Annotated in this window: 37 protein-coding genes; 15 read left to right on the forward strand and 22 right to left on the reverse strand. The window is 64.0% G+C overall.

Annotated features, from left to right (window positions below; translation table 11 throughout):
* The 21 genes from U5817_RS09785 to U5817_RS09885 all read right to left on the reverse strand — a co-directional run bounded on the left by U5817_RS09785 (window position 1) and on the right by U5817_RS09885 (window position 11,540).
* Window positions 1-996 (reverse strand): integron integrase, encoded by a 996-nt coding sequence (locus U5817_RS09785; RefSeq protein WP_407281046.1) that lies wholly within the window; start codon window positions 994-996, stop codon window positions 1-3.
* 62 nt (window positions 997-1,058) lie between these two features.
* Window positions 1,059-1,433 carry a hypothetical protein gene (locus tag U5817_RS09790; RefSeq protein ID WP_407280558.1) on the reverse strand — a complete coding sequence of 125 codons (375 nt, stop codon included), beginning with the start codon at window positions 1,431-1,433 and terminating at the stop codon, window positions 1,059-1,061.
* A gap of 80 nt (window positions 1,434-1,513) precedes the next feature.
* Window positions 1,514-1,795: a hypothetical protein gene (locus tag U5817_RS09795; RefSeq protein ID WP_407280559.1), complete on the reverse strand. Its 282-nt coding sequence runs from the start codon at window positions 1,793-1,795 to the stop codon at window positions 1,514-1,516.
* Window positions 1,796-1,857: 62 nt separating this feature from the next.
* A complete protein-coding gene (locus tag U5817_RS09800; RefSeq protein ID WP_407280560.1) occupies window positions 1,858-2,199 on the reverse strand; it encodes a hypothetical protein in 342 nt (113 codons plus the stop codon).
* A gap of 17 nt (window positions 2,200-2,216) precedes the next feature.
* Window positions 2,217-2,474, reverse strand: coding sequence for a helix-turn-helix transcriptional regulator (locus U5817_RS09805; RefSeq protein ID WP_407280561.1), 258 nt, complete (start codon window positions 2,472-2,474; stop codon window positions 2,217-2,219).
* Window positions 2,471-4,030 carry a DNA cytosine methyltransferase gene (locus U5817_RS09810; protein WP_407280562.1) on the reverse strand — a complete coding sequence of 520 codons (1,560 nt, stop codon included), beginning with the start codon at window positions 4,028-4,030 and terminating at the stop codon, window positions 2,471-2,473. Before U5817_RS09810 ends, U5817_RS09805 begins: the two co-directional genes overlap by 4 nt.
* Window positions 4,027-4,257 (reverse strand): hypothetical protein, encoded by a 231-nt coding sequence (locus tag U5817_RS09815; RefSeq protein WP_407280563.1) that lies wholly within the window; start codon window positions 4,255-4,257, stop codon window positions 4,027-4,029. Before U5817_RS09815 ends, U5817_RS09810 begins: the two co-directional genes overlap by 4 nt.
* Window positions 4,254-4,742 (reverse strand): hypothetical protein, encoded by a 489-nt coding sequence (locus U5817_RS09820; protein WP_407280564.1) that lies wholly within the window; start codon window positions 4,740-4,742, stop codon window positions 4,254-4,256. The genes U5817_RS09815 and U5817_RS09820 overlap by 4 nt, the downstream gene beginning before the upstream one ends.
* Window positions 4,739-4,927, reverse strand: a complete 189-nt coding sequence (locus U5817_RS09825) for a hypothetical protein (RefSeq protein ID WP_407280565.1) — start codon at window positions 4,925-4,927, stop codon at window positions 4,739-4,741. The genes U5817_RS09820 and U5817_RS09825 overlap by 4 nt, the downstream gene beginning before the upstream one ends.
* A 3-nt stretch (window positions 4,928-4,930) precedes the next feature.
* Window positions 4,931-5,053 carry a hypothetical protein gene (locus U5817_RS09830; RefSeq protein ID WP_407280566.1) on the reverse strand — a complete coding sequence of 41 codons (123 nt, stop codon included), beginning with the start codon at window positions 5,051-5,053 and terminating at the stop codon, window positions 4,931-4,933.
* On the reverse strand, window positions 5,050-5,472 hold the full coding sequence (locus U5817_RS09835) for a helix-turn-helix transcriptional regulator (protein WP_407280567.1): 423 nt from the start codon (window positions 5,470-5,472) through the stop codon (window positions 5,050-5,052). The genes U5817_RS09830 and U5817_RS09835 overlap by 4 nt, the downstream gene beginning before the upstream one ends.
* Window positions 5,469-6,155, reverse strand: a complete 687-nt coding sequence (locus U5817_RS09840) for a hypothetical protein (RefSeq protein ID WP_407280568.1) — start codon at window positions 6,153-6,155, stop codon at window positions 5,469-5,471. The genes U5817_RS09835 and U5817_RS09840 overlap by 4 nt, the downstream gene beginning before the upstream one ends.
* Window positions 6,137-6,925, reverse strand: coding sequence for a hypothetical protein (locus U5817_RS09845; RefSeq protein ID WP_407280569.1), 789 nt, complete (start codon window positions 6,923-6,925; stop codon window positions 6,137-6,139). Before U5817_RS09845 ends, U5817_RS09840 begins: the two co-directional genes overlap by 19 nt.
* On the reverse strand, window positions 6,922-7,611 hold the full coding sequence (locus U5817_RS09850) for a DNA translocase FtsK (protein ID WP_407280570.1): 690 nt from the start codon (window positions 7,609-7,611) through the stop codon (window positions 6,922-6,924). Before U5817_RS09850 ends, U5817_RS09845 begins: the two co-directional genes overlap by 4 nt.
* The gene (locus U5817_RS09855) at window positions 7,608-9,365 is read right to left on the reverse strand and encodes a YqaJ viral recombinase family protein (RefSeq protein WP_407280571.1); all 1,758 of its coding nucleotides are present in this window, start codon (window positions 9,363-9,365) and stop codon (window positions 7,608-7,610) included. Before U5817_RS09855 ends, U5817_RS09850 begins: the two co-directional genes overlap by 4 nt.
* Window positions 9,362-10,198: a recombinase RecT gene (locus tag U5817_RS09860; RefSeq protein WP_407280572.1), complete on the reverse strand. Its 837-nt coding sequence runs from the start codon at window positions 10,196-10,198 to the stop codon at window positions 9,362-9,364. Before U5817_RS09860 ends, U5817_RS09855 begins: the two co-directional genes overlap by 4 nt.
* 22 nt (window positions 10,199-10,220) lie before the next feature.
* Window positions 10,221-10,412, reverse strand: a complete 192-nt coding sequence (locus U5817_RS09865; protein ID WP_407280573.1) for a hypothetical protein — start codon at window positions 10,410-10,412, stop codon at window positions 10,221-10,223.
* Window positions 10,409-10,834, reverse strand: a complete 426-nt coding sequence (locus U5817_RS09870; protein WP_407280574.1) for a hypothetical protein — start codon at window positions 10,832-10,834, stop codon at window positions 10,409-10,411. Before U5817_RS09870 ends, U5817_RS09865 begins: the two co-directional genes overlap by 4 nt.
* Window positions 10,828-11,004, reverse strand: coding sequence for a hypothetical protein (locus U5817_RS09875; protein ID WP_407280575.1), 177 nt, complete (start codon window positions 11,002-11,004; stop codon window positions 10,828-10,830). Before U5817_RS09875 ends, U5817_RS09870 begins: the two co-directional genes overlap by 7 nt.
* The gene (locus U5817_RS09880) at window positions 11,001-11,153 is read right to left on the reverse strand and encodes a hypothetical protein (protein ID WP_407280576.1); all 153 of its coding nucleotides are present in this window, start codon (window positions 11,151-11,153) and stop codon (window positions 11,001-11,003) included. The genes U5817_RS09875 and U5817_RS09880 overlap by 4 nt, the downstream gene beginning before the upstream one ends.
* 198 nt (window positions 11,154-11,351) lie before the next feature.
* Window positions 11,352-11,540 carry a hypothetical protein gene (locus U5817_RS09885; RefSeq protein WP_407280577.1) on the reverse strand — a complete coding sequence of 63 codons (189 nt, stop codon included), beginning with the start codon at window positions 11,538-11,540 and terminating at the stop codon, window positions 11,352-11,354.
* A gap of 240 nt (window positions 11,541-11,780) precedes the next feature.
* Between U5817_RS09885 and U5817_RS09890 the strand changes: the two genes are divergently transcribed.
* The gene (locus U5817_RS09890) at window positions 11,781-12,599 is read left to right on the forward strand and encodes a hypothetical protein (protein ID WP_407280578.1); all 819 of its coding nucleotides are present in this window, start codon (window positions 11,781-11,783) and stop codon (window positions 12,597-12,599) included.
* A gap of 434 nt (window positions 12,600-13,033) precedes the next feature.
* Here U5817_RS09890 and U5817_RS09895 read toward each other — a convergent pair whose 3' ends face one another.
* The gene (locus U5817_RS09895; protein ID WP_407280579.1) at window positions 13,034-13,891 is read right to left on the reverse strand and encodes a hypothetical protein; all 858 of its coding nucleotides are present in this window, start codon (window positions 13,889-13,891) and stop codon (window positions 13,034-13,036) included.
* Between the two features lie 215 nt (window positions 13,892-14,106).
* On the opposite strand from U5817_RS09895, the gene U5817_RS09900 reads away from it, so the two are divergent.
* The 14 genes from U5817_RS09900 (at window position 14,107) to U5817_RS09965 (ending at window position 21,340) form a co-directional block, all read left to right on the forward strand.
* Complete coding sequence (locus U5817_RS09900; RefSeq protein ID WP_407280580.1) at window positions 14,107-14,463, forward strand: hypothetical protein; 357 nt, start codon at window positions 14,107-14,109, stop codon at window positions 14,461-14,463.
* Between the two features lie 76 nt (window positions 14,464-14,539).
* On the forward strand, window positions 14,540-14,686 hold the full coding sequence (locus U5817_RS09905) for a hypothetical protein (protein ID WP_407280581.1): 147 nt from the start codon (window positions 14,540-14,542) through the stop codon (window positions 14,684-14,686).
* Complete coding sequence (locus tag U5817_RS09910; RefSeq protein WP_407280582.1) at window positions 14,686-14,811, forward strand: hypothetical protein; 126 nt, start codon at window positions 14,686-14,688, stop codon at window positions 14,809-14,811. The genes U5817_RS09905 and U5817_RS09910 overlap by 1 nt, the downstream gene beginning before the upstream one ends.
* Window positions 14,811-16,427, forward strand: coding sequence for a DUF4942 domain-containing protein (locus U5817_RS09915; protein ID WP_407280583.1), 1,617 nt, complete (start codon window positions 14,811-14,813; stop codon window positions 16,425-16,427). Before U5817_RS09910 ends, U5817_RS09915 begins: the two co-directional genes overlap by 1 nt.
* Window position 16,428: 1 nt before the next feature.
* Complete coding sequence (locus tag U5817_RS09920) at window positions 16,429-17,346, forward strand: hypothetical protein (RefSeq protein WP_407280584.1); 918 nt, start codon at window positions 16,429-16,431, stop codon at window positions 17,344-17,346.
* 16 nt (window positions 17,347-17,362) lie between these two features.
* Window positions 17,363-17,890, forward strand: a complete 528-nt coding sequence (locus U5817_RS09925; RefSeq protein WP_407280585.1) for a hypothetical protein — start codon at window positions 17,363-17,365, stop codon at window positions 17,888-17,890.
* Between the two features lie 28 nt (window positions 17,891-17,918).
* Entirely contained in the window at window positions 17,919-18,506 is a 588-nt protein-coding gene (locus tag U5817_RS09930; RefSeq protein WP_407280586.1) for a RusA family crossover junction endodeoxyribonuclease, read from the forward strand.
* 9 nt (window positions 18,507-18,515) lie between these two features.
* Window positions 18,516-18,695, forward strand: coding sequence for a hypothetical protein (locus U5817_RS09935; RefSeq protein ID WP_407280587.1), 180 nt, complete (start codon window positions 18,516-18,518; stop codon window positions 18,693-18,695).
* Between the two features lie 244 nt (window positions 18,696-18,939).
* A complete protein-coding gene (locus U5817_RS09940) occupies window positions 18,940-19,476 on the forward strand; it encodes an HNH endonuclease (RefSeq protein WP_407280588.1) in 537 nt (178 codons plus the stop codon).
* A gap of 37 nt (window positions 19,477-19,513) precedes the next feature.
* Window positions 19,514-19,678, forward strand: a complete 165-nt coding sequence (locus tag U5817_RS09945) for a hypothetical protein (protein WP_407280589.1) — start codon at window positions 19,514-19,516, stop codon at window positions 19,676-19,678.
* Window positions 19,675-20,088 carry a recombination protein NinB gene (locus tag U5817_RS09950; protein WP_407280590.1) on the forward strand — a complete coding sequence of 138 codons (414 nt, stop codon included), beginning with the start codon at window positions 19,675-19,677 and terminating at the stop codon, window positions 20,086-20,088. Before U5817_RS09945 ends, U5817_RS09950 begins: the two co-directional genes overlap by 4 nt.
* A complete protein-coding gene (locus U5817_RS09955; protein WP_407280591.1) occupies window positions 20,081-20,371 on the forward strand; it encodes a hypothetical protein in 291 nt (96 codons plus the stop codon). Before U5817_RS09950 ends, U5817_RS09955 begins: the two co-directional genes overlap by 8 nt.
* A 193-nt stretch (window positions 20,372-20,564) precedes the next feature.
* Complete coding sequence (locus U5817_RS09960) at window positions 20,565-21,137, forward strand: hypothetical protein (protein ID WP_407280592.1); 573 nt, start codon at window positions 20,565-20,567, stop codon at window positions 21,135-21,137.
* On the forward strand, window positions 21,137-21,340 hold the full coding sequence (locus U5817_RS09965; RefSeq protein ID WP_407280593.1) for a hypothetical protein: 204 nt from the start codon (window positions 21,137-21,139) through the stop codon (window positions 21,338-21,340). The genes U5817_RS09960 and U5817_RS09965 overlap by 1 nt, the downstream gene beginning before the upstream one ends.
* The last annotated feature ends 280 nt before the right edge of the window (window positions 21,341-21,620 follow it).

Here is a 21,620-nt window from a genome sequence, read left to right on the forward strand (position 1 = left end):
TCAGGCGATCCGATCCAGCGGGCTGACGGTGCCGCGTCCGCCGCGGTTCAGCACGTGGGTATAGATCATTGTCGTCTTCACGTCGGAGTGCCCGAGCAGCTCCTGAACGGTGCGAATATCGCTGCCGTTCTCCAGGAGGTGAGTCGCGAACGAATGTCGAAGTGTGTGTGGATGCACCAGTTTCGGGATTCCGGCCTTCTGCGCCGCGGCTTTCACGGCCCGCTGGATGACCCACTCGCCGACATGGTGACGCCGATAGGCGCCCGTGCGCGGGTCGGTGCTGTAGCTCGCAGCGGCGAACACGTACTGCCATGCCCATTGCTGTGCTGCGGCCGGGTACTTGCGCTGGATGGCGTCGTGCAGTTCGACATCGGCGTGACCGGTGGCGAGGTCGCGATCGTGCATCATGCGGCGGGCCTGCAGATGGTCGCGCAGCTCTTCGACCAAGCTGGCCGGGATCATCGTCACGCGGTCCTTGTCGCCCTTGCCCTGGCGCACGATGATCTCGCGGCGCTCGAGGTCGAGATCCTTGATCCGTAGGCGCAGGCCTTCGAGCAGCCGCATCCCGGTGCCGTACAGCAGCTTGATGATTGTCCCGGACGTGCCATGCACATGGCGGAGTAGGGCCTGTGTCTCCCGTTGAGTGAGCACGACCGGGATGCGCTTGCTTTCGCGAGCGCGGGTGATGCCATCGATCCACGGTAGATCGATCCCGAGCACGCGTTTGTAGAGAAACAAGACCGCGTGCAGTGCCTGATTCTGGGTCTTCGCGCTCACGTTCTCCGCGGTTGCGAGGTGTGACAGGAAGGATTCCACCTCAGCGGCGCCCATCTCGCGAGGTGAGCGCTTACCGTGGAAGAGGATGAACCGCCAGATCCAGTGGCAGTAGTTTCGCTCGGTCGAAAGGGCGTAGCGGTTCACCCGGAGCGTCTCGCGCACGTGAGCCATCAGACCGGGCTGCTGTGCCGCCGCGGCGGGTGTCGCGTTTCGTTCGATGGTTTCAAGCATGGCAAGGGCTCAGGGGTCGCAGTGGAACGTTAACCGACGATTTCTCTCTGTTAATTGGAGTTGGGCGTCAGGTCGTCGGCGGTCACGAGCTTCTCGCGATGCTTCCCGACCACAAGCCAGTATTGGCTGGGGTCCGCATGCTTCTCCACCCACGCATGCAGAAACTCTTTCAGTTCCGCCTTCGCCTCGGGCGTCACCGCCGGGTAGTCGTCGGCAATCTCGCCAACCTCTTCGTACAGCCTCTCGCCCATGTCTTCGAGTAGCTGTTCAACCGAAACCACGTCGCTGGCCTGCATGCGCCGGCAGTCGGCCTCGTAATAGACGGCGCCCTCTTCCATGCGCCCTTCGTCCTCAAGCGTATCGAACACGTCCCCGACGCTGGTGAGGTTGAATTCCTCTTCATTGACGCTGTAGCAAAGTTCCATCGTTCTCTCCTTCGGGCAAACGCCCAACTCGTCATTCGAGCGGGACGCCTATCGGCGCCCCTCAACTTGGTTGTTCGCCGTCACCGGGTCGGCCCACGGTGCTGCACCGGGTTCGGTGCGGGGCCTCCCGTCTCGCGCGAGCCAGCCGGAACCACCTCGGCTTCGACGCGCACGAGCTGCGGCTCATCAAACGTGTAGCTCTCCGGAACCTTGCCGTCCTTGTCGATCGGCGGCTGAACCGTGATTCGCATGCAGCCGTTCAGCCACTCCGTTTTCGCCACTGCGATCCCCTGAAATCCGGTCACGGCATCCCGCACCTTGTCGCCCAGTTCAACCGCGTTGCGCTTCTTCGTTCCAAACATCGTGTTTCTCCTCAACTGCCGGGCATGCCGGCGAACAAGTTCATCGAGCGGACCCACAACTGCTACGCAGTTGGGGTCCGCTCATGGCCGGCGTTGGCAGGCGATGTCGGCTGCGCAAGCCGGTCTGCCAGTGCCACCATCCTCTCGTACTCCTCGCGCGCTTCCTGCTCGTCTTCGCCCCACTCTCCGTTGAGCGTGTGGCATTGCCGCAGTGAAGCCGCCTCAATGCGCAGTACTGTCGCCGCCTCCTTGCAAACGTCCAGGCGTTCAGCCGCGAGTTTTCGTGCGAATTCGCGCAGCGTGAGAGTGTTGAACGTGTAGGTGTCGCTGTGATGCGGGTCGCCGCTTTTCTTGTATCGCCAGCATTCCCTGCGCGCGAGTGCTTCGATTTCGTCGTTTGTCATCGTCACTCCGTAGAAACTCAAGCAGCCACCTTCCGCGGCTTCTTCGCCCCCGTATTCGGCGGCGGCAACAACGTCGACGTCGGCCGGCTTTCGGCCCATTCCTCGATCTCACGCAGGAGCCATCCGACGCGGCGGCCGGACAGCTGGCGCGGCTCCGGGAACAGCTTCTGCCGGACGAGTTCCTGCACCGTCGTGGGCGACAGCGAGACGGCCTCGGCGGCGGTCGGGAGATCGACGTAGATGCGCTTGACGGTGGTGATGGGTGTTGCGGTCATGCTTGAATCCTCCACGCCTTCTCGTGCTCGAAGTTCGCAGCGACCAGCGCCTGAGCGACCGGAGGGCAAACCGAGTTGCCGCACATCCGCACCTGGGCCGACTTGGTGAGGCTCAGGCCCTGCGTCGGGTCGTCGCCGATGATGTAGTGCTCGGGGAAGCCCTGTGCGCGGAACAGTTCGCGCGGGGTGAGCATCCGCATGCCGATGTCCGCGATCTCGTATTGCTCGCCGGCGACGGTGACGAGGCCATAGCGGTCCTTCGTCGTCACTGTGTGGAGCGGCTCCTCCAGGCGAGGATCCTGATCGGTGCCGTAATACTTCACGAGGAAGGCGCGGACCTCAGCGTGGTGCATCCCGCCTGCGCTGATCGTGTGCAAAGGCTCGTCGGTGCCGGCCGTGCTGCTGGTCCCGCGCAGCTTCACCAGGTGCGAGGCGACGAGTGCGTTGTGATCCTGGCTGGTCACGGTATGCAGCGGCTCGCCGTGCAGCGAATGCCCGACGACGCCCCCGTAGTGCTTCGCCATGAAGGCCGCGACGAGCGCGTGGTGTCCGCCCTTCGTTTCGGCGCAGATCGTGCGCAGCGGTTCGTCCGCAGGCATCGATCGCGGCGAGGATGCATTCGCACATTCCGTCAGCACCGGCGCGACGAGAGCATGCTGGGAGCCCTGCGCCGTGACGGTCCAGAACGGCTCACCTGCGCTGCGCGTTCTCGGCGCTTGGCCAGTGCGTTCGCCATTCCGGGTATTCACGATGAACGGCTCGGCGGCCTCCACGACGTAGCGCATGATGCCCTTCGCGATCCGGCGCAGCGTCGCATCCGCGAGCGGTCGGGAGCGCTCGAAAATCGACGGGCAGGGGATCGTCCAGTCGATGCACTCGGCGGCGGTCCGCCACGGCTTACGATGGCCCGCGAGCACCTCCCGGCTGTGCGGGTGCCCGTGCGTCGGCTCGGGCCAGCGGATCGGCAGCCCATCGCGGCGCGCAATCATGAAAAAGCGTTTGCGGATCGTCGGCGCGCCGAAGTCGCAGGCGCGCAGCTCGCGCCAATCCACCGCGTAGCCTTGACGGCGCAGGGCGTTCGTGAAGGACGCGAACTCGCGGCCCTTGCGCTTCGGGCAAGGGCGCATCGTCCCGTCCGGCTGCTCTACCAGCGGGCCCCACGTCGTGAACTCCTCGACGTTCTCCAGCATGATCACGCGCGGGCGCTTCACGGCTGCCCAGCGCAGGGCGATCCACGCGAGGCCGCGGATGCGCTTCTCGACCGGCTTCCCGCCCTTGGCCTTGCTGAAGTGCTTGCAGTCCGGCGACAGCCACACCAGGCCGACCGGCCCGGTGATCTCGCGCGGATTCACATCCCACACCGATTCGCACAGGTGCTTCGTGTGTGGGTGGTTCGCCGCGTGCATCGCGAGCGCTTCCGGATCGTGGTTGATCGCGATATCGACGGGGCGGCCGAAGGCGGCTTCGAGGCCGGTCGACGTGCCGCCACCACCGGCGAAGTTGTCGATGATCAGCTCGTCGGGGAGCAGTTGGAGGGTGAAGAGGTCGCGCTTCATGCCGCCTCCGCAATCGGATTGTTCTCGAGCACCGCCGGCGTATGCTTCGCGCGGCGGGTCAGGTGCCAACCATGGCAGTGGTGGCACTGATAGACGTAGAGGCGCGGCGCGTTATGATACCGGTGTATGGCATCCATTCCGGCTGCTCGTGCCGCGAGTTCGTCCGCATAGCGCCGCTTGGCACGGCAGTTCTTCAGCGACTTGCTCTTGATCGGCGGGGCGGTCATCCCTGCGTCCTCCGTTCGCGCACAAGGTCCTTCGTGACCTTGGCGTTCGCGTCGAGAGCGTTCTGGAAGAGTTCCGCCGGCTGCCTGTTCCAGAAGTCGCGACTCGTCTCGACCAGCGCATGCAGGGCGTTCAGCTCGGCGGCATTGCACCCGAACTTGCCGGTTTTCTGCTCGCGGTCGCGGATGGACTTCAGCGCTTCCAGCGCGATCCGCGTGACCTCGCGCACGGCTTCGTGATCCGCCTTCACCGTGGAGGTCTCGATCTTGTGGCAGGCGGCCAGCATCAGGACATTGCGGCTGTCGGACAGGACATTCCAGTGCCCGCCGCGAGCGTAGCTAAACCGGAAGGCGTCGACGGCCGTGCGCTCGAGCATCTCGATCTCGTCGTACTGGCCGATCATGTGGCGGCCGTGCTGGATGTTCTGCAGACGAGCCTGCCGGGATTCGTCGCGGCGGTTGAGCATGTGGGAGAGGCGGCGGTTCATTTCTGCTGTTCCTCCTCGCTGATGGCGATGAACCCTTCCGACTCCCTGCCCACCTCTCGGCAGTACCGGCCTGCCCACGGCGTATTCCGGTCCATGTCGGTTACCGCGGCGTGCCGCAGGCATTCGGATTTGCGGGCACAGTTTTCACCCATGCACCGGCAGTAGTCGTATGGCAAGGTCTGCATGACCTATCCTCCAAACGCCAGCGACAGCACTTCCGCGAGCCCAGTCCCGACCAGCATCCCGATCAGCCCGACCCCGCCACCCGCCGCGAACAGCACGAGCGCGGCCTTCACGAGCTTCCATTTCATTCCTCATCCTCCTCGGTATCCTCGACCAGCTCCCACAGCGCCGTGCGGCCGATGCGTTCCATGCGCAGCACGCCGAGCTTGCGGAGTTCGGTCAGCCGTTCGCCGACCATCTCTTCCATCCAGCCCGTCGCGTCCGCGATGTCGGAACGGCGCATCGCCTGTCCGGACTCGGCCATCAGGCGCACGATCTCCTGCCGCTGCTCTCGGGTGCGGATCACGGCCGGGTGCGCATTCGAGGCCGGCGGCAGGTCGGGCAGCTTGGCCGGGTTGATGCGCATGCGGTGGGTGCGCACCGGGGCGCAGGCGGGACGCGAGATCGGGCGAGCAACGCCGAAGAGCATGGCGAGTGGGCCGGTCATGGTCGGCTCGGGTTCGGTGGCGGGTCGCGCTGCGGATTCGAGTTCGGCGAGGAGGGTCATGACTGCACGCTCCGGAATTCGATGACCCAGACCCACGGGTTGACGTCCCATGCGCCGGCGCCGTTGATCTGTTCCCATATGCGCCGGTAATGCTCGTCCGGCGTTGCGGCATAGGGGTAGCCGGCGATTGATCCGTGACCGCCAGTGGCGCCTTCGGCGATGCAATCGGCCTGGCTGATGTCATGCAGCCGCTCGACACGGACGGCGGTGACTTCGAGGAGGATGCGCGAGGCCCAGCGTGGCATGTGGATACCGGGGCGGAGCTTTCCCGGCGTCGGCATATCCGCAGGCGGCGTGCAAACGGCGAGCCAGTTGTCGCGATTGCCGTCTGCTTTGTACTGGATCGGCGCCCACGGTTTCGGATAACCGGCGGAGATGCATTTCACGCCGATCGCGGCGGGGCTGTCGGCGTCGAACGAGTTGAGGAAGCGAAACGCCTCGCGCACCCACAGCCGGTCGCCGGGCTTGCCGTAGGGGCAGTGCATCGCAATGTCTCCGACCTTCGGCAGCAGAAGGCCGCCGAGCGGCCGGCTCAGCCACGCGCCGCACAGATTTCCTTGCTCGCTGACCTCCGGCTGCGGCTTCACAGCGCGCCGCGTCTGCGTCTTCGTACCCGCAAGGATCGCGCGCACCATCGGCGCGCTGAACAAAATCGGCCGCTCTTTCATTTCGCCGGCCTCCACACGGCGCCGCGCTTGGCGCTGCCGACATGCACCAGGGCGAACACTTCGCCGCGTTTCGAGCCGTTGGAGGCGGCAGCCATCGCGGACTTCACGGCGCTGTCGTGCCCGGTGAAACGGCGGATCGGGCGCTTCGGCGCGATGACCGCGTAGCTGTCGATCTGGCTCGCGCAGAGCCCCTTGGCCGTCGGCTCGCCGCCGGTGGTGATGTGCTCGAGCTGCTCGCGCAGGGCTGCCGAGGTCTGTCGCTCCACGCCGAGAAGGTGCTCGAGCTTATCGGAGAGGGCATGGGCGTTGGCGAGCTCATCCCCCGCCTTTACCGTATCGCCGGAGTCTCGCGAGAAGATGCGCTCCATGCCGTCGCGGATCACCGCTGCAGCGTGCTCGGCAAGCTCCACCTCCGTCATGGTTTCCGGGTCGCGCTCGACGACGAAGGGCGACAGGCGCTGGCGGATCTCGGCGAGGTCGGCTTTAGCGTCGCGCATCGTGCCTACTTCGTCACTTTTGGCCTGCTCCGGCACGCTTGCCTGAACGTCCGCCTCGCCGCCTTCGCTGTCCGCTTCGTCCGGAACGTCCTTCGCGATCGGCCGCAGCAGTCCGTACCGACCGTCGTAGCGCCCGCGCCCGGGGATGTGCTCGATCTGCCCGACGCCGGCCAGCCGGCGCAGTTCTGCGCGCACGACCGGCTCGGCGTGCCCGGTATCCCGCATGATCTCGCGCACGGTCATGAGGGTATGGGAGGCCTCGAGGGCCTGTTCTACGGTGGTGGTCATGCTGCGATTACCTCCCGAGTTCCGTCCGCATTCATTGCGGACACGATGCCGTCGATCTCCATCTGTTCGAGGAGGCGCGCGGCGCGGTTGTAGCCGATGCGAAGGCGCCGCTGGATCAGGCTGATGGATGGGCGGCGCTGTTCGAGGACGACACGCTTGGCCTCTTCGTATGCCGAGTCGTCACCCAGTAGGTCGCACAGGCGGTCGTTCAGGTTCGTGAGCACACCTTCACCCTCAGCCCCCTCTGCGCCGAAGTCCAGTTCGTCATTCGCCGGATCGAGTTCGATGTCCATCTCATCCTGCAGGTACTCGGCGATGCGTGCGACCTCGTCTCCGCTCGGCTTGAACGACACCTGGAACGTCAGGCGGATCTGGTACGTGTCCTTCGGCTGCAGGCGGAATTTCTTCACCTTGCAGCCGTAGTGCGTGCTGCCAGCGATGACGGCGCGGTAGTTCTCCAGTTCGTTCGAGAACTCCACCGGCTGCAACATCAGGTTGCGCACGGACCCGCCCGGCAGGAACAGGAGATCGGAGAGCATCGGCTCGAAAAAGCTGCAGATGTCGTGCGAGACGATAGCCTCGCACTTGATGTCGACGGCGAGCTCCTTCTCTTCGTCGGGGCCTTCCTTGCGCGTGTTCAGATGCGTGATCTGAACCTTGCCGAGGAAGCGGAATTTGGCGCTCATGCTGCCTCCCGCATCTGTCCCGATACCGCCGACAGATGCCGAACCAGTGCAGCGCAGATGCGCGACACATCCGACTCGCGGTAGAGCACGGCTGCGCGCTCTTTGCCGACCGGGTGAAACCCGATCTGCGCGAGGCCGGCGGCGTCGATCTTCACCGGCGCGAGTCGTGCATTGATCTGGCCGAGGGTGATCTTCTCGTCGCTTTCTTCGGAGACGGCAGCAACCACGATCTCAGGCTTTTCCGCCGGCTTCGCCGCTTGCACAGTCGCTGCGTCACGCTGCCGGCGCTGCTCGGCTTCGATGAACTCTTGCTGCCGGCGCAGTTCCGCACGCTCGGCGTCAAGCTTCGCCTGTTCGGCTGCGCGGGCTGCCGCGGCCTGACGATCCATCTCGGCCTGCGCTTCGCGGGCGGTGCGCTGCGCCTTCGCCTCTTCTTCGGCACGGATGCGCTCGCGCTCGGCGGCGAGCCGCTTTTCTTCAGCCTCGCGGCGGGCATTGACGCGCATCGCGAGCAGGGCGGCGAAGTCCTCGGTACTCTTCGTGCACACAACGGCGAAGTCCGGCATCAGGCTCATGTCCTCGACCGTCTTCCGGTTCGCGTCGATGCGGTCGGCGACGGCGTTGCATTCCACCTTCGCATTCGCGAGGAGCGTCCCGACCTTGTCGCGCATGCTGTCGAGCGACTTCAAGCCCTTGACTGCTTCGCCGAACATCTGCGGCGCGTACATGCTCGACGGGATGGATGCCGGGGCGATGCGGGCATTGAGCTGCTGGACGTGGGCGACGAGCGCCTGGTGCGCCTGCGTGACGATCTGCAGCTTCCGAGCTTCCTTCTCAGACTTCACCAGCCTGTCGAGCGTCAGGCGCTTCTGGCGGGCCTCTTCCTTGATCGCGTCGATCGTGCGGAAGAGTTCGTCGATGGTGGCCGTCTGCGAAAGGGCGTGCTGCTTGGCCGCGTCCAGTCGGTCCTCGACTTCCTTGCACCATTTCACCGTGCGCTCGGCGTCGGCGAAGTCCGCGTCGGTCTGCAAGTCGGTCTTGATGCCAGAGAACACCGCGAGGGCATGCTCGCGGAAGGCTTCGAGATTCGAGGCCGTCACCATGCCGGTCACTTCGATCCGCAGGGCGGGCAGCGCTTCCGGTGCGCAGCCGACCGGGGCGGCTTCGGCGGCAGGCTCGGGCACGTACTCGGCGAGGTCGCGCTCGAATTGCTCCCACCCCGCCATTAGGCGAGCGATGCGTTCGGGCGTCGTGCGGTATGCGCACCACACAAAGCGCTCCGTTGTGCCGTCCGAGACAACGAAGATGATCTTCTCGAAGCCGAAGACGGCGATCTGCTGGTCGAGTTGCCAGCGGTGCGACTCTGGCACGATGCCGTCGCGAACCTGGGCGGCGAGCTCTTCGTTCCAGAGTTTGTGCTCGAAGCCGGTGTCGTAGAGCATCGTCGCGCCGTCGGAGCTGGCCAGCAGGCGGCCGGTATCATCGGTGGCGACGATCGGATACAGGTCCTCGCCGGTGATGTTCTGCTCGACCAGCAAGCGTGCCATCGCTTCGGCGGCGTGGCCGTCATCGAATCTGCGCTGCGTGGCGGGGTCGACGTCCGGGACGATCCCGGTCGCCTTCTGGCGCAGCAACTCGCTGCGGGTCATGTACGGGCTCACGCCCATCATTGCGGGCGCTTCGCTAGCGTTGAAGCACTTCGCGCGGGCGGAATGCCACTCGGGCGTGCCCTGCTGCACGTTGATGATGATCATTGCGCTGCCTCCGCTTTGTCGTAATCTCCGAGCCAGCCATCGTCGCCGGCAGGCGCCTCGCCGGCCGGTTTTGGTTCGTCCTTGGGTTGTGCAGCGTCGCGAATCGAGGCTTTTTGGGCTTCGGACAGCGTGTATTTGCTGCTGATAGTGGCGATCACGCGGTCCGGCGTCGTGCGACCAGATTGCATGGCGCCAGACCATGCGCCGATGTTCGCCTTCAAGTCGGCGTCGGAATAGGCGGGCAGGGCCTTCGGCTCTTCGCGCTTCGTCTCGACGACTTCGGCGGCGCCCATGTCGCGCTCGATCGGGGTGTCGCGCGCCTCTTCGGAGGAGATCAGGCCGCGCAGCGCATCCGGGAACGCATCGCGCAGCGCGAAGCCGCGGGCGCGCATCTGCAGCATCCGCTTCGGGTATTGCGTCCAAGGGCCTTGCTTGCCGGTCAGGCCGGCGCGCTTGGCGTCTTCCATCGAGAAAACCTGCGTGACTTCCGGCTCGCCGCGGCGCTTGATGGTGCAGGTTGCGACGTTGCCGTCGCACTCTTCCTTGATCCACTCGAAAGCGGGGTGCGACTTCACCAGGCCGAGCATCGCATCGCCCCACAGGCTGGGGCGCCCGTTTATGACGGCGATGGACTGCATGGCCTGCATCGGCTGCAGGCCGAGTTCCATGCCCCACTGGATGGCGACGAGGCAGTTTCCCGGCTTACCGACATAGTCCTTCGGCACGAGGACGGAACTCGCCAGCATGTCGGCGAAGCGCATGGCCTCATCGAGATCCTTCGGGGCGAGTGAGAAGTTCTGCTTTTGCGCTTGCAGCGCGGTGACGTTGCTCATGGCAATCCTCTTTCAGGTGGGGCTATTCGACTTCTGCGGGCGCCTGCGCCAGATAGAACGGACTCTCACCGCAGTTGATCGCGTTGATGGCCTCGATCGCCTGCTGCCGGCTTGCGTGCTCGCGCGCCGCGATCTTGTTGGCGGTGTCGGCGTCGAGCCACTGCATGAAGGCCACGAGGGCAAGCAGGGCGGCGATGAGGAGGGCGTTTTTCATGACGCCTCCTGCTCGACCAGATACCCCGCCTCATCCTCTCTCTCCATGCGGTCGAGCCGGATCTCCGCTTCCTTGTCTGCGCCGCGGCGGATCGAGGCTTCTGTCGCCGCGAACAGCTGCCCGCCGAGCTTCTGCAGCAGCAGGCCGAGCTGGGAGCTACCTGTCTGTCCGTTCTCCAGAATTGCGGCGGTCTTGGCCGCTATCTCTGCGATCGTCGCGTCCATCGCGTTGTATTCGGCCTGCAGAAAGTCGCCCTGCGCATCCGAGATCCACGCGAGCGACGCCATGCGCTCGGCGAAGATGAAGTCGGAGATGACCTTCACCGCCTCGGGCCTCGCCTCCCGGCGGGCTTCTTCGCGGTGCATGTCGGGCGGCATGCGGTCGCCAGGGCCCGGCACGTGCCGGTGGTTCTGGATCAGCATTGGATTGCCTCCGGTTGAAGTGCGCCGCAGATCCGGCGCTGGACGTGAAATGGAACGCCGCGAGCGGTCATGCGGCGTAGTGCAGCGTTCGGACTCATGCCGAACGCGAGGCCGGCGGAAATCTCGTCGCAGAACTGGCGCATGTGCCAGTCGATACGCTGTTCGGTCATCGCGGCAGCGCCTTCTTCGCGGTCTTGATCGGGCTGCGGCCGTGGGCCATATGCAGCGCCTGAATCACTTTCAGCGGGGAGAACGCGGGGGCTTTGTGCTCCCGGCCGTCGTTCAGGTCCTCGCGGGCTTTTCTGTGCGTCAGCAACATGCTCAGGTCCTCCGGTGAAGGTGAGATCCGATGTGCCAGCCCGCGCAGTGCGGGCAGTGGTACGGGGTGATGCGTTGGCAGTGCTTGCTCGCGCTGCGCTTAGCGACCTTGCGGGCCTGCGCCAGGGACACGAACCGGTGCTTCCCGTGGCATGTCGCCGTGATGTCGCTCGCGTCGCCTTTGAGGGGTAGAGCCATATCAGCGGCGCTCCGTCCGGATCGTCCGCGTCAGGCTGCCGGTGATGGCTGCCGTGACCTTCTCGGCTGCCGCCACGAATGCAGAGCCGACCACACACGCGACCAGCAGCGCAGCGATGACGCCGAACACCACCATCAGGCCGCGATCGCGGCGGCGGGATTCAATGTGGTGACGGGGGAGGTTCGACATTTGCTACTCCGATCGACAGCGTGGGTGCGCTTGCTGTTGATCGAACAATAGCAACTGCTGTTGAGTGTGTCAATAGCAACTGCTGTTGAGGCGGGCTTATGTCACAGACGTGTTCGGCCAGATTCGATCCCGGCACAAAACGGGACAAATGTCACGCGCATCGAGGGCGCATTTGGCTATGGTGGATACGCGCCGATGAAACTACGGTGTAAATACAGATAACCGTGTCATGGAGGGGTCATGAAAACCAAATACCTTCTGCTTATCCCGGTCGCCGTCGTCGCCGTCGGATGCGCATCGCCGGCGCCAGTCGCGACGAATTTCCCGTTGTCGCACCAGAAGGTTGCACGTACCGCTCATCACTGGGATGTCGTCGCCGAGGATGTCGTCGGGCAGACGCTCCAGGCGATTTCAGCGAAACCGCAGCTGCAGTCGCGTGGCGTGTATGTCGCGCCCGCGAAGAGCACGGCATTCAACGCCGCGTTCCGCGACTTCATGGTGACGCGCCTAGTCAATGCCGGCGCGAACGTGGCGGTATGCCGGACCAAGAGCACCGGCGCGGGCGGGTTTGCCGCTGACGGGCGGGACGTCGAGATCATCTACGATACTCAGCTCGTCGTGCACAGCGACCGCGCCCCTGCATACCAGCCGCCGGCCCTCACGGTGCTGGCGTCAGGCGTGGCCGTCGTGCGAGAACTGGCAATCGGAGGCGAGGGGGTCGCTGCCACGCTGAGCGGCGTCGCGCTTGCGGAATGGTGGGCGGGCTATGCGGCGAGGCCGACCCGCAGCGAGATCATCGTCACGACGACGATCGCCGAGCAAAATCGATTCGTGGCGCGTCAGAGCGACGTCTATTATGTGCCGGACGGCGATGCGCGGCTCTTCATGCAGCGAGTGGCGAGCAGGGCGTTATGCCCAGAGGATGACAGGCAGGCAGGCAATTCTACCGAAGAAGCGGAGATCGATTCCGAGCTAGCCCGCCAGGACATGATCGAGCGGGGTATGGCGAGGGTCAATCCAGGATGGAAGAAAACCGGAGGATTTTCGTACTCCTACTGAGATCACCTCATAAAAAACCCTGATGTCTGCATGGCTGAGCCGTGCGGCTGCTCGTGGTATGCTCCGGCGCCATGAGCAGCACGACATCAGGCGGCAATGCGTAAGCCGCGCCTATACAGCATACAATCCAGACACGCCAGAGAATGCGAGCAGCTCCTAACTGAGCTCCTGGCTCTCGCGAAAGCGGGCCGAATCACCGGGATCAATTGGTCAATCGTGACTGACGACAGAAAGGTTCTGTCGGGGGCCTCTGGCGTCATGGCGAAGGACGAAAACCTCGCGCTGTTCTCAGCCTTCAGAAAGGCGACAAAGCTGGCGATCGGGAAGAAGTAATGCAGGCGCGGAGCGGACACTCCGCGTAGCCTGCGTCCAGACGGCTGCGGGACCCTCAAGAGTCCCCCGGCACAGGCGAACTGCATGCCACTCCGCCCGCTTCACGCGGGTTTCTTTTTGTTCGCCTCCGCTTCGCCGGTACCCATCTCGACCGTTAAGTCTCTGTCCTTCACGATTTCCCCGCCAGGCAAATCCAACTCGTTTTTCGAGCGCACATGCTCCGGCATCGCATGCGGCCCTGAAAGAATTGACCGGATCCGGTCCCTGGCGGCTGACTCATCACCGACGAGATCGTCGAAGGTCACCCCAAGCGCGCCCAAGACTCCAGACACCGCCGCTTTGACCACCTCGTAGGTAACCTCGCGAGAAACATATTTTGCTGCTCCTTCCTCGGCCGGTAAATTGGTCGAAGGTAATACGCGCGTGTCGTATTTAACAGCGGATTCCTGAAACTCGGGGCCTTCGGTATCCAACCAGCCAACCGGAAGCCCTCCGGCGCGCTCCAGGCGGCGCGCAGCCTTCTCCCCAATATTGCGCGCTGCCTTGCCTACTTCGGGCGCTAGCTGGCGGATGTAGCTCGGATTGAGCGGGCGCTCTCCTGCCGGCACGAGCTGCGTGTAGTAATCGCACCACTTCTCCACGTTCCCAAGGGAATGCGGGTCTGTATCGATCCAGTGCCGCAGCCGGCGGCGTCGAATTTCGGCCATGTCCATCTGACCATTGTGGGCAGGCAATAGCAAATGCTGAACAAGCAACTGCTGTTGATTTTCGCAACAGCAACTGCTATTGTTTTTCCCATGTGGAAAGAAATCATCTCCGACCTGATGGCGACCGGACTGAAGCAGCACGAAATCGCTGCTCTCGTCGGTGTGTCCCAGGCGCATATCTCCGACCTGTCGCGCGGCGAGCGCGGCAAGCGGATCGGGTTTGAAATCGGGAAGCGCCTGCATGAGCTTCATCAGCAGCGATGCACGCAGGCCTCGAACGTGGCCTCCTGATCTGGGTGTCGCATGAAAAACCATTGCTGTCTCCTCTCCCGCTGTCGCGGGCTGTGCCTGGGGGTCATCTGATCCCCGGGCACTTTTTTTTGGACCAAGAGGGACATGCAACGCCATGCAATCGGCGTCAAAGATTCGCAACAGCAGTAGCGGCAACAGAGAGAGGAGAGGACACCATGCAACGCGAAATGCCCATGATGGCAGCGGCGCGACGGCCCAAAGAGGTCGAGCCGAAACTGCTCGAAATGTGCCGGCACCGCCTCGACGCGATCCGGCTGTGCATCCAGCTTTCCGGCCTGTCTCACGAGACGATCGCGGAGGAGTTGGGGCTCGACAAGGGGCACCTCTGCCGGATCCTGCAGGGGAAGGCGTACTTCCCTGACACCCGCACGATCAAGCTCATGGAGCTGTGCGGAAACATCGCCCCGATGCAGTGGGAGGCGCAGGCGATGGGCTACCAACTCAGCGCCGACAGCAAGGCGCAGCGGAAAGCGGAACTGATGGCGGAACTCGCCGCCCTGGAGGCCGCATGACCACCATCGCCCACTGGCTTGCCGCGCGCGTCCACGCCGCACTTCTCTGGCTCATGCCGATTTCGGAGGAATGAACATGCCCAAGATCCCGAAGGGAGACGGCCCGACGATCGCGTACTTCTTCCTCCTGCTGGCGATGATGGTCCTGATGTTCGTCGGCGTGTTCGTCGGGGTGAAGGGCTTCGGCGAGCTGCTGAGCGTGATGATGTGGGCGGGGATGTGATGACCGCACAGATCATTTTCCTGGCCGATGTGCGCGAACGCCGCGCGCGGGTGCGCTGCGCCATCACCTTCGATCCGGTCGAGATCTGGCGCGGGTGGTTCGGGTTCTGGATGGGGATGCGGTGATGGGTGCCTCAGACCTGATCGGCGGCGACGAGTCCGACTGGATCGCCTCCGAGTTCTTCGCGCCGGCCGCGACCGACATGGTCGACGGGTTGATGGGCCAATACCTCAGCATGCGCCGCCGCGTTGAAGAGATGGCCGAGATGATGACCGGCGAGACTGCCGGGGCGCTCAGCTACTTCCTTGAGGCGAACGCTCGCGATCAGCGCTACGGCGCGCCGAGCATTGGCGGGCTGTTCCAGGTTGATCGCGCCCTTGCTGCGCTGAATGCCGCGTACTGGTCAAAGGCGATGAACCTGACCGACGTGCTCGACGCCATGCCGCAGGCCCGCCGCGACGAGTGGAACAAATCCATCCGCGAGCATGCGACGCCGGAATTCGAGGAAGAGACGGTGCGCGCGACGCTGCAGGATCTATTGATGTCGCGCTCGAAGTTCTTCGCCGAGCGCGTCGACGGGATCTTCCGGGCGCTCTCGGGCGAGCACGTCACGAACAGCCCGATGGGATTCGGCAAACGCATGATCCTCGCGGGCATCCATAACGGCTACAACAGCACCGAGCGCGTCGGCTACATCAACGACCTGCGCTGTGTCATCGCAAAGTTCATGGGGCGCGACGAGCCGGGCTGGAATGCATCGAACGCCGTCGTGGATGCCGCGCGCCGCGACCATGGAGAGTGGATCACGATTGACGGCGGGGCGCTTCGCCTGCGCGTCTATCTGAAGGGCACGGCACACCTCGAAGTGCACCCCGACATGGCCTGGCGTCTGAACTGCGTGCTCGCGCAGCTCTATCCGACCGCAATCCCGTCCGAGTTCCGCCAGAAGCCGAAGAAGAAGCTCAAGGAATTCGAGATGATCCAGCGCCCGTTGCCGTTCGCGGTACTGGAGGTGCTGGCCGATATGGAGCCCGCCTACACGGTCGAGAAAACCGACAACTGGCGCAATCCGCATCGGCACATTCCGATCCCAAACGCGGCACGCTTTCGCTACGGCGCGGACACGAAGGCCGGACGCAGCGAGGCTGAACACATCCTCGCGTCGATCGGTGGCGTGAAGGCCAAGGAAGGGCATTGGCAGTTCGACTATCCGCCGCAGGACGTCATTACCGAGATCGTGTGCAGCGGATGCATGCCGGACCAGAAGACGCACCAGTTCTACCCGACCCCCGAGCGGCTCGCGCGTATCGCCGTCGAGCTGGCCGAGATCGGGCCGGACGATACCGTGCTCGAGCCGTCTGCAGGGATCGGAGGCATTGCCGACCTGCTTCCGCATGACCGCATGCGCTGCATCGAGATCAGCGACCTGCACTGCAAGGTGCTGCAGGCGAAAGGGTACGACGCGACACGCGCCGACTTTATGGACTGGCACACGAGGACGCGCGACCGCTTCGACCGTGTCGTGATGAACCCGCCATTCAGGGAAGGCATGGCGCTGGCGCACCTGGAGGCCGCTGCGGCACTCATGAAGGAAGGCGGTCGGATCGTCGCAATCCTGCCGGCCAGCATGCAGGGAAAGGCGTTGCTGCCAGGGTGGGCGCATGCATGGTCGCAGACCTACACCGGGGAGTTCGCCGGGACGGGTGTTGCGGTCTCAATTCTGACGGCGGAGCGGCTCTGAGATGGCTGAGTCTTGGGTCCGCTTATGGGCCGGCATGACACTCAATGCGAAGTGGCAAACGATCGCCAGGAAGAGCGGACAGCGCCGCAGCCTCGTCATCGCGATGTTCACGCACCTTCTGATGATCGCCAACGAATCGGATCCGCGCGGCAGTCTCGAAGGTGCAGACATCGAGGACATCGCGTCCGCACTCGATGAGGATGAAGAGGCGATTCAGGCGATCTGGGACGTCCTGATCGGGCGCGCGATCGACCCCGAGACGCTCAGACTTACCGGGTGGGAAAAGCATCAGCCCGCTAGGGAAGACGCAATTACCCCGACAGCGAAAACAGCCGCCGAGCGGAAACGTGACCAGCGCGAGCGTGAGCGAATGTCACGCGATGTCACGCAGAGTCACGAGCAGTCACGCGATGTCACGCAGAGTCACGCACCAGAAGCAGAAGCAGATACAGAAGCAGAAAAACCTATCCCTCCAGAGAGAGAAGTCACTGTCTCTGGAGAGGGGGGGCGCGAAGAGCCGCTGCCATCTCTCTCCCGCAAGGGACTCGTCTGCAGACTGCTCCGTGATGCAGGGATCGCGGATGCAGCCCCGCACCACCTGGCCGACGAGACATGGGACGCGCTGCTCACGAAGCGAACTGACGAGGAGATCGTCGAGTTCGCGAAGGTGAAGCTCAGCGCCAAGCAAGGCCATCGCATCGGGCTGAAGTACCTCGCTCCCGGGCTCCTTGAAGACCCCACGCCGATCACCCCGAACGCCCGCGGCTCCCCGCCAGGTCGCCGCATGACTCGCGACGAGAGCCGAACGATCGCCGCATCGACCCGCCTATCCGATTTCCGCGCCGCGTGCGCCGAAGAGCAAGGAGCCGCAGATGAACGCACCATCGAAGCGACCGCCCCTCCGCGACTCGTGGGTTGAGCGGATCTTCGACCGCATGCAGGGCCTGTACGGCTCGCTGTGGGTTGATCGCTGGCGCACCGGGGAGACGGTGGAGCGTGCTGGCCGCACGTTCGACCGCGGTCTGCTGCTGGCGAAGGCGACGTGGGCCGAAGAGCTTGCCGGCTTCAGCGACATGCCCGATCGGATCTCGAAGGCGCTGGAGGCATGCCGGCATCGGAACATGCCTCCGACGCTGCCCGAGTTCCTCGACCTCTGCCGGCAACAGCACGGCGACGCGCCGAAAGCGCTCCCAGCTCCGCGGCTGTCTGCTGACGAGGTTGCCCCGCGCATCGCAGAGCTCGCGCGGAAGGTGGCGAAGCCGCAGATCGGCGACACGGGGTGGGCGAGGGGCGAGCCGCCGTTCGTCCGCGGCCCATGGGAGAGCGCGATCATCGAGCTCGCCGAGAAGGGCGATCCGCGGTTCATTGCGATCCTGCAGGAGCACGTCGCGAACGGCGTAATCCGCAGCGAGCGTGCCCGGGCGGCGCTGGGCAGGGAGACGGCAGATGCCGCCGCTGCATGACAACGAGAGGACCGACATGGACCGCGGAATGGAAACGAACCTGTCTTTGCCGCTGGGTCGCCAGGCAGCCGAAGGAAGCACGGCAGGCCTTCTACGTGACTTGGGCGAAGCGGCACGGGGAAGCGTCGGCGAGGGCGCTGCTCGAGGATGTGAAGCGGGCGCACCGCTCGACATCAGCTTCGTGATCCCCGGCGAGCCGAAGGGCAAGGGCCGGCACCGCTCGCGCATCGCGAAGATGGGCGACGGCAAGCAGTTCATCGCCAACTACGCACCGAAGGAAACCGTCGAGTACGAAAACCTCGTGCGCATGGCGGCGAGCCGAGCGATGGCGGGCCGGGCGCCGAGCGAACTACCGGTACTGGTCGAGCTCGTCGCGACCTGCTCGGTGCCGGCAAGCTGGTCGAAGAAAAAGCAGGCCGCCGCGCTGATGGGCGAGGTGATGCCGACCGGAAAGCCCGACCTGGACAACATCGAGAAGGCGGTCATGGACGGCATGAACAAGATCGTTTTCCGCGACGACGCGCAGGCCTGCCGGGTGGTGAAGGGGAAGCGGTACGGGGAGCGTCCGGGCGTCTTTGTCCGGGTGGTTGAACTACATGCGCGGTCTGCGCGCTGAGGAGAAAAAGTGGAAACCTACATCACCTTCATGTTCTGGATGGGCTGCCTGTCCGTGTTCATTCGCTCGCTCTGGCTGCACGGCGAGCATCCGAGAATCGTCAAGACGTCGATCGGTGCCGACGCCTTCGGGTTTATCGCGTCGATCGTGCTGCTCGCCTGGGTCTCGTACCTGAAGTTCTGGATGTAGCCGGAGCCGCTATGACCCACCCCGAACTCGTCCGCATTGCCGAAGTGCTCTACGCGCAGGACCGCGAGTATCTGAAGATGCGGGTGTTCGGTTCCGATGCGGGCGATAAGTAGATGTTGGAGGCTAAATGAGAGCGCCACCTTCATTCGAGAAAGTGACAAAGGAATGCATGCGCTGCGGCAAACCCGTTACGCGCGCACCGTCGCTCATGAAAAAGTTTCGGTACTGCTCTAGGGTGTGCCTCATGAACCGTGTGACCAGAAAGTGTGAGCACTGCGGAGGTGATTTCACGCGTCCGGCCTCGCAGATGACAGAAAGCGCGCGCTTTTGCTCGAAGGCTTGTTATGACATGGCACAGACGACTGGTGAGCGTGAAACGTTCATGTGCGAGTGCTGCGGCGAAACTTTCATGCGGCTCAAGTCGTGGAATCCTGAGAGCCAACGCCGGTTTTGCTCCGACGGGTGCCAACGCATTGTGATGGTGCGTGAGCAACACCCGCGATGGAAAGGTGGCATATCCATTGATTCAGATGGCGCTGAGATTACCTATATGCCACGGAAGGGCGTTGTCGCCAATTACATCCGCACGCACCGCAAGATTGCGTCGGCTGCGATCGGGAGACTGTTGGATCGCCATGAGCATGTACTGCATATCAACAATGACATAGACGATAACAGGCCGGAAAACCTGTTCATCTGCGGCAGTGTGAATGAGTGCCTGCGACGGATTTACGGCTCTATGTCGTGGCCGACGAAAAGCAATTTGGCAGCGTACAAGTAATGGCTTCGCGGCTCGTCGTGATGATGGGAGAGACGGGATGAACGGCACCAGCTACCGCGCCAGCATGCGCGATCTATGCGCAGAGCCTCGCTACTGCTCGCAATGCCGGAAGACGAAGCCGCGCAAGGGCGGCAAGGTGCTCGGGATCGAGAACAACCGCGAGCGGTGGATCTGCGCGGACTGCGCGAAGGTGCGGGGATGACTGCCCTGTACCGCGAATTCGTGCTCCGCGCGCCCGACTCCGCGAAGGCGCTCGTCGCCTTCCTGAAGCAGAACGCCGGGGCCGCAGTCGATTCCGGCCGCCCGCTGCGCGTGATCGTTACCGACGACGAAAAGAAGAGGAACAGCGAGCAGAACAAGCGCCTGTGGAAGGCCGTGTACGAGCAGATCGCGGCGCAGGCCTGGGTGAATGGCCGTCAGTTCTCGAAGGATGTATGGCACGAGTGGTTTGCCGACAAGCACATGCCCAAGACCGAATTCGTGATGCCGGACGGCGAGATCCGTTCCCGGCGCAAGAGCACGGCAGAGCTGACTGTTTCGGAGTTCAGCGAGTACATGAACACGGTCGAGGCCGAAGCGGCGACCGAACTGGGGGTGATCTTCCATGAGTAGCGCAGCGAAACGACACATGGGCCGCGTGGCTGCTGACGGCTGCGCGATCTGCCGGCGCATCGGGTATGGGCACACGCCCGCAGAGGTCCATCACGCCCGCGACGGGGTCGGAGCCGGGCAGCGCAACAGCGACTGGATCGTGACTGGCCTGTGCCCCGAGCACCATCGCGGCGCAAACGGCGTGCACGGGCTCGGCGTGAGGGCCTTCGAGCGCACCTATGGGGTGACGGAGCTGGAGCTCGTCGCCGAGACGCTCGAGCGCCTGTACGGGGCGCAGCAATGAACACCGCCGACGAGCTACTGACCATCCCAGCGCCGCCCGGATGCCGCGACTGCCGGAACCTGGAGCAGCGCACGACACATGGCGTGCAGCGCTGCCGGTGCGTTGAGCGTCATCCGATGCACGACCCTTGTGCGTGGCATAAGGCTCGAACCCCTTCCATCTGCGCCCCAACAACGACGACAGGCCCCCACCGATGACCACATCTCTCGCCCCGGTCTTCCACAGCACGCACGCGGCGCTGACCTTCGCGTACAACTACTCCCTGCAGCAGTACGACGCCCCGCCGATGTCCAAGCTCATGCGCGGCGCTATCGGCAGCGGAAAGGGCCTCGTCGGGCTCGACGGCGCCGGGCAGTCTGGGTTCGTTCGCGCGGAGGTCGGGCAGCTCCCCGTCGAGCAGCAGATGGTGATCGCCGCCCGCTTCGCGCCGGCCTTCGAGGATTGCGACTGCGGCCGGGCTTGCTGCAGCGGGAAGACGGCGGGCCGGGAGTGGTCGAGCGCCATCGAGTGGCTGACCTCCTACGCCATGCGCGCGGCCCTCGCCGGGTGCGTGTCGCACCATCGGCTGCGCCAGGCGCTCGTGATGCGGGCATTCGGGCGGAAGGCTGCGAGCTTGGACGAACTCGCCGATATCGCGAGCGTGCATCGGAACACGGTGAGCGACCAGAACCAGCGCGTGCAGAAGTGCATGCGGGAGATCGAGGCCAAGGCGCAGCGCGCGATCGATGATAGGCTGCGGAATTGCGGGATGGTGGGGGAAGAGTGATGGATACGAACCGTCGAATCATTGAGGCAGAAAAGCAGATCGCCGCGATACTGGCGAAGCTTGAATCTGAAACCGGGATGATTGTGGAAAGGCTTTCAGTCGAGAACATCGAGACAACCGGCATTGATGACGTCAGGCGGCAGCTCTCCCGGCGTGTCGAGATCGAAATGATGATGCAGCCGGGGTCGAACTGGATCGCCTGACAGAAACATCCACGTCTATTGACTGTGCATTCCGATCAGCGTATAAGCCGAAATCAGATACACGGGAGAAGTCCCGATGCAGCCCGCCTCCGAAAGGTCGTGGGCTTTTTTGTTTCCATCCGAAGGCCGGGCTTGCTGCGGATGTACCCGTATGGGAGCAGGTAGCGTGCGAGTGGCGATCGCTTAATCGGAACAGTCAAGCCGACTACGTCAGTTCCAGGATGCATCACCCCGTAAGGAGGTTGATCGATCCGAGCAGGTGGAAGGCCTGCAGTCGTCG

Source organism: Aromatoleum evansii (assembly GCF_045689615.1).
GTDB lineage: Bacteria > Pseudomonadota > Gammaproteobacteria > Burkholderiales > Rhodocyclaceae > Aromatoleum > Aromatoleum evansii.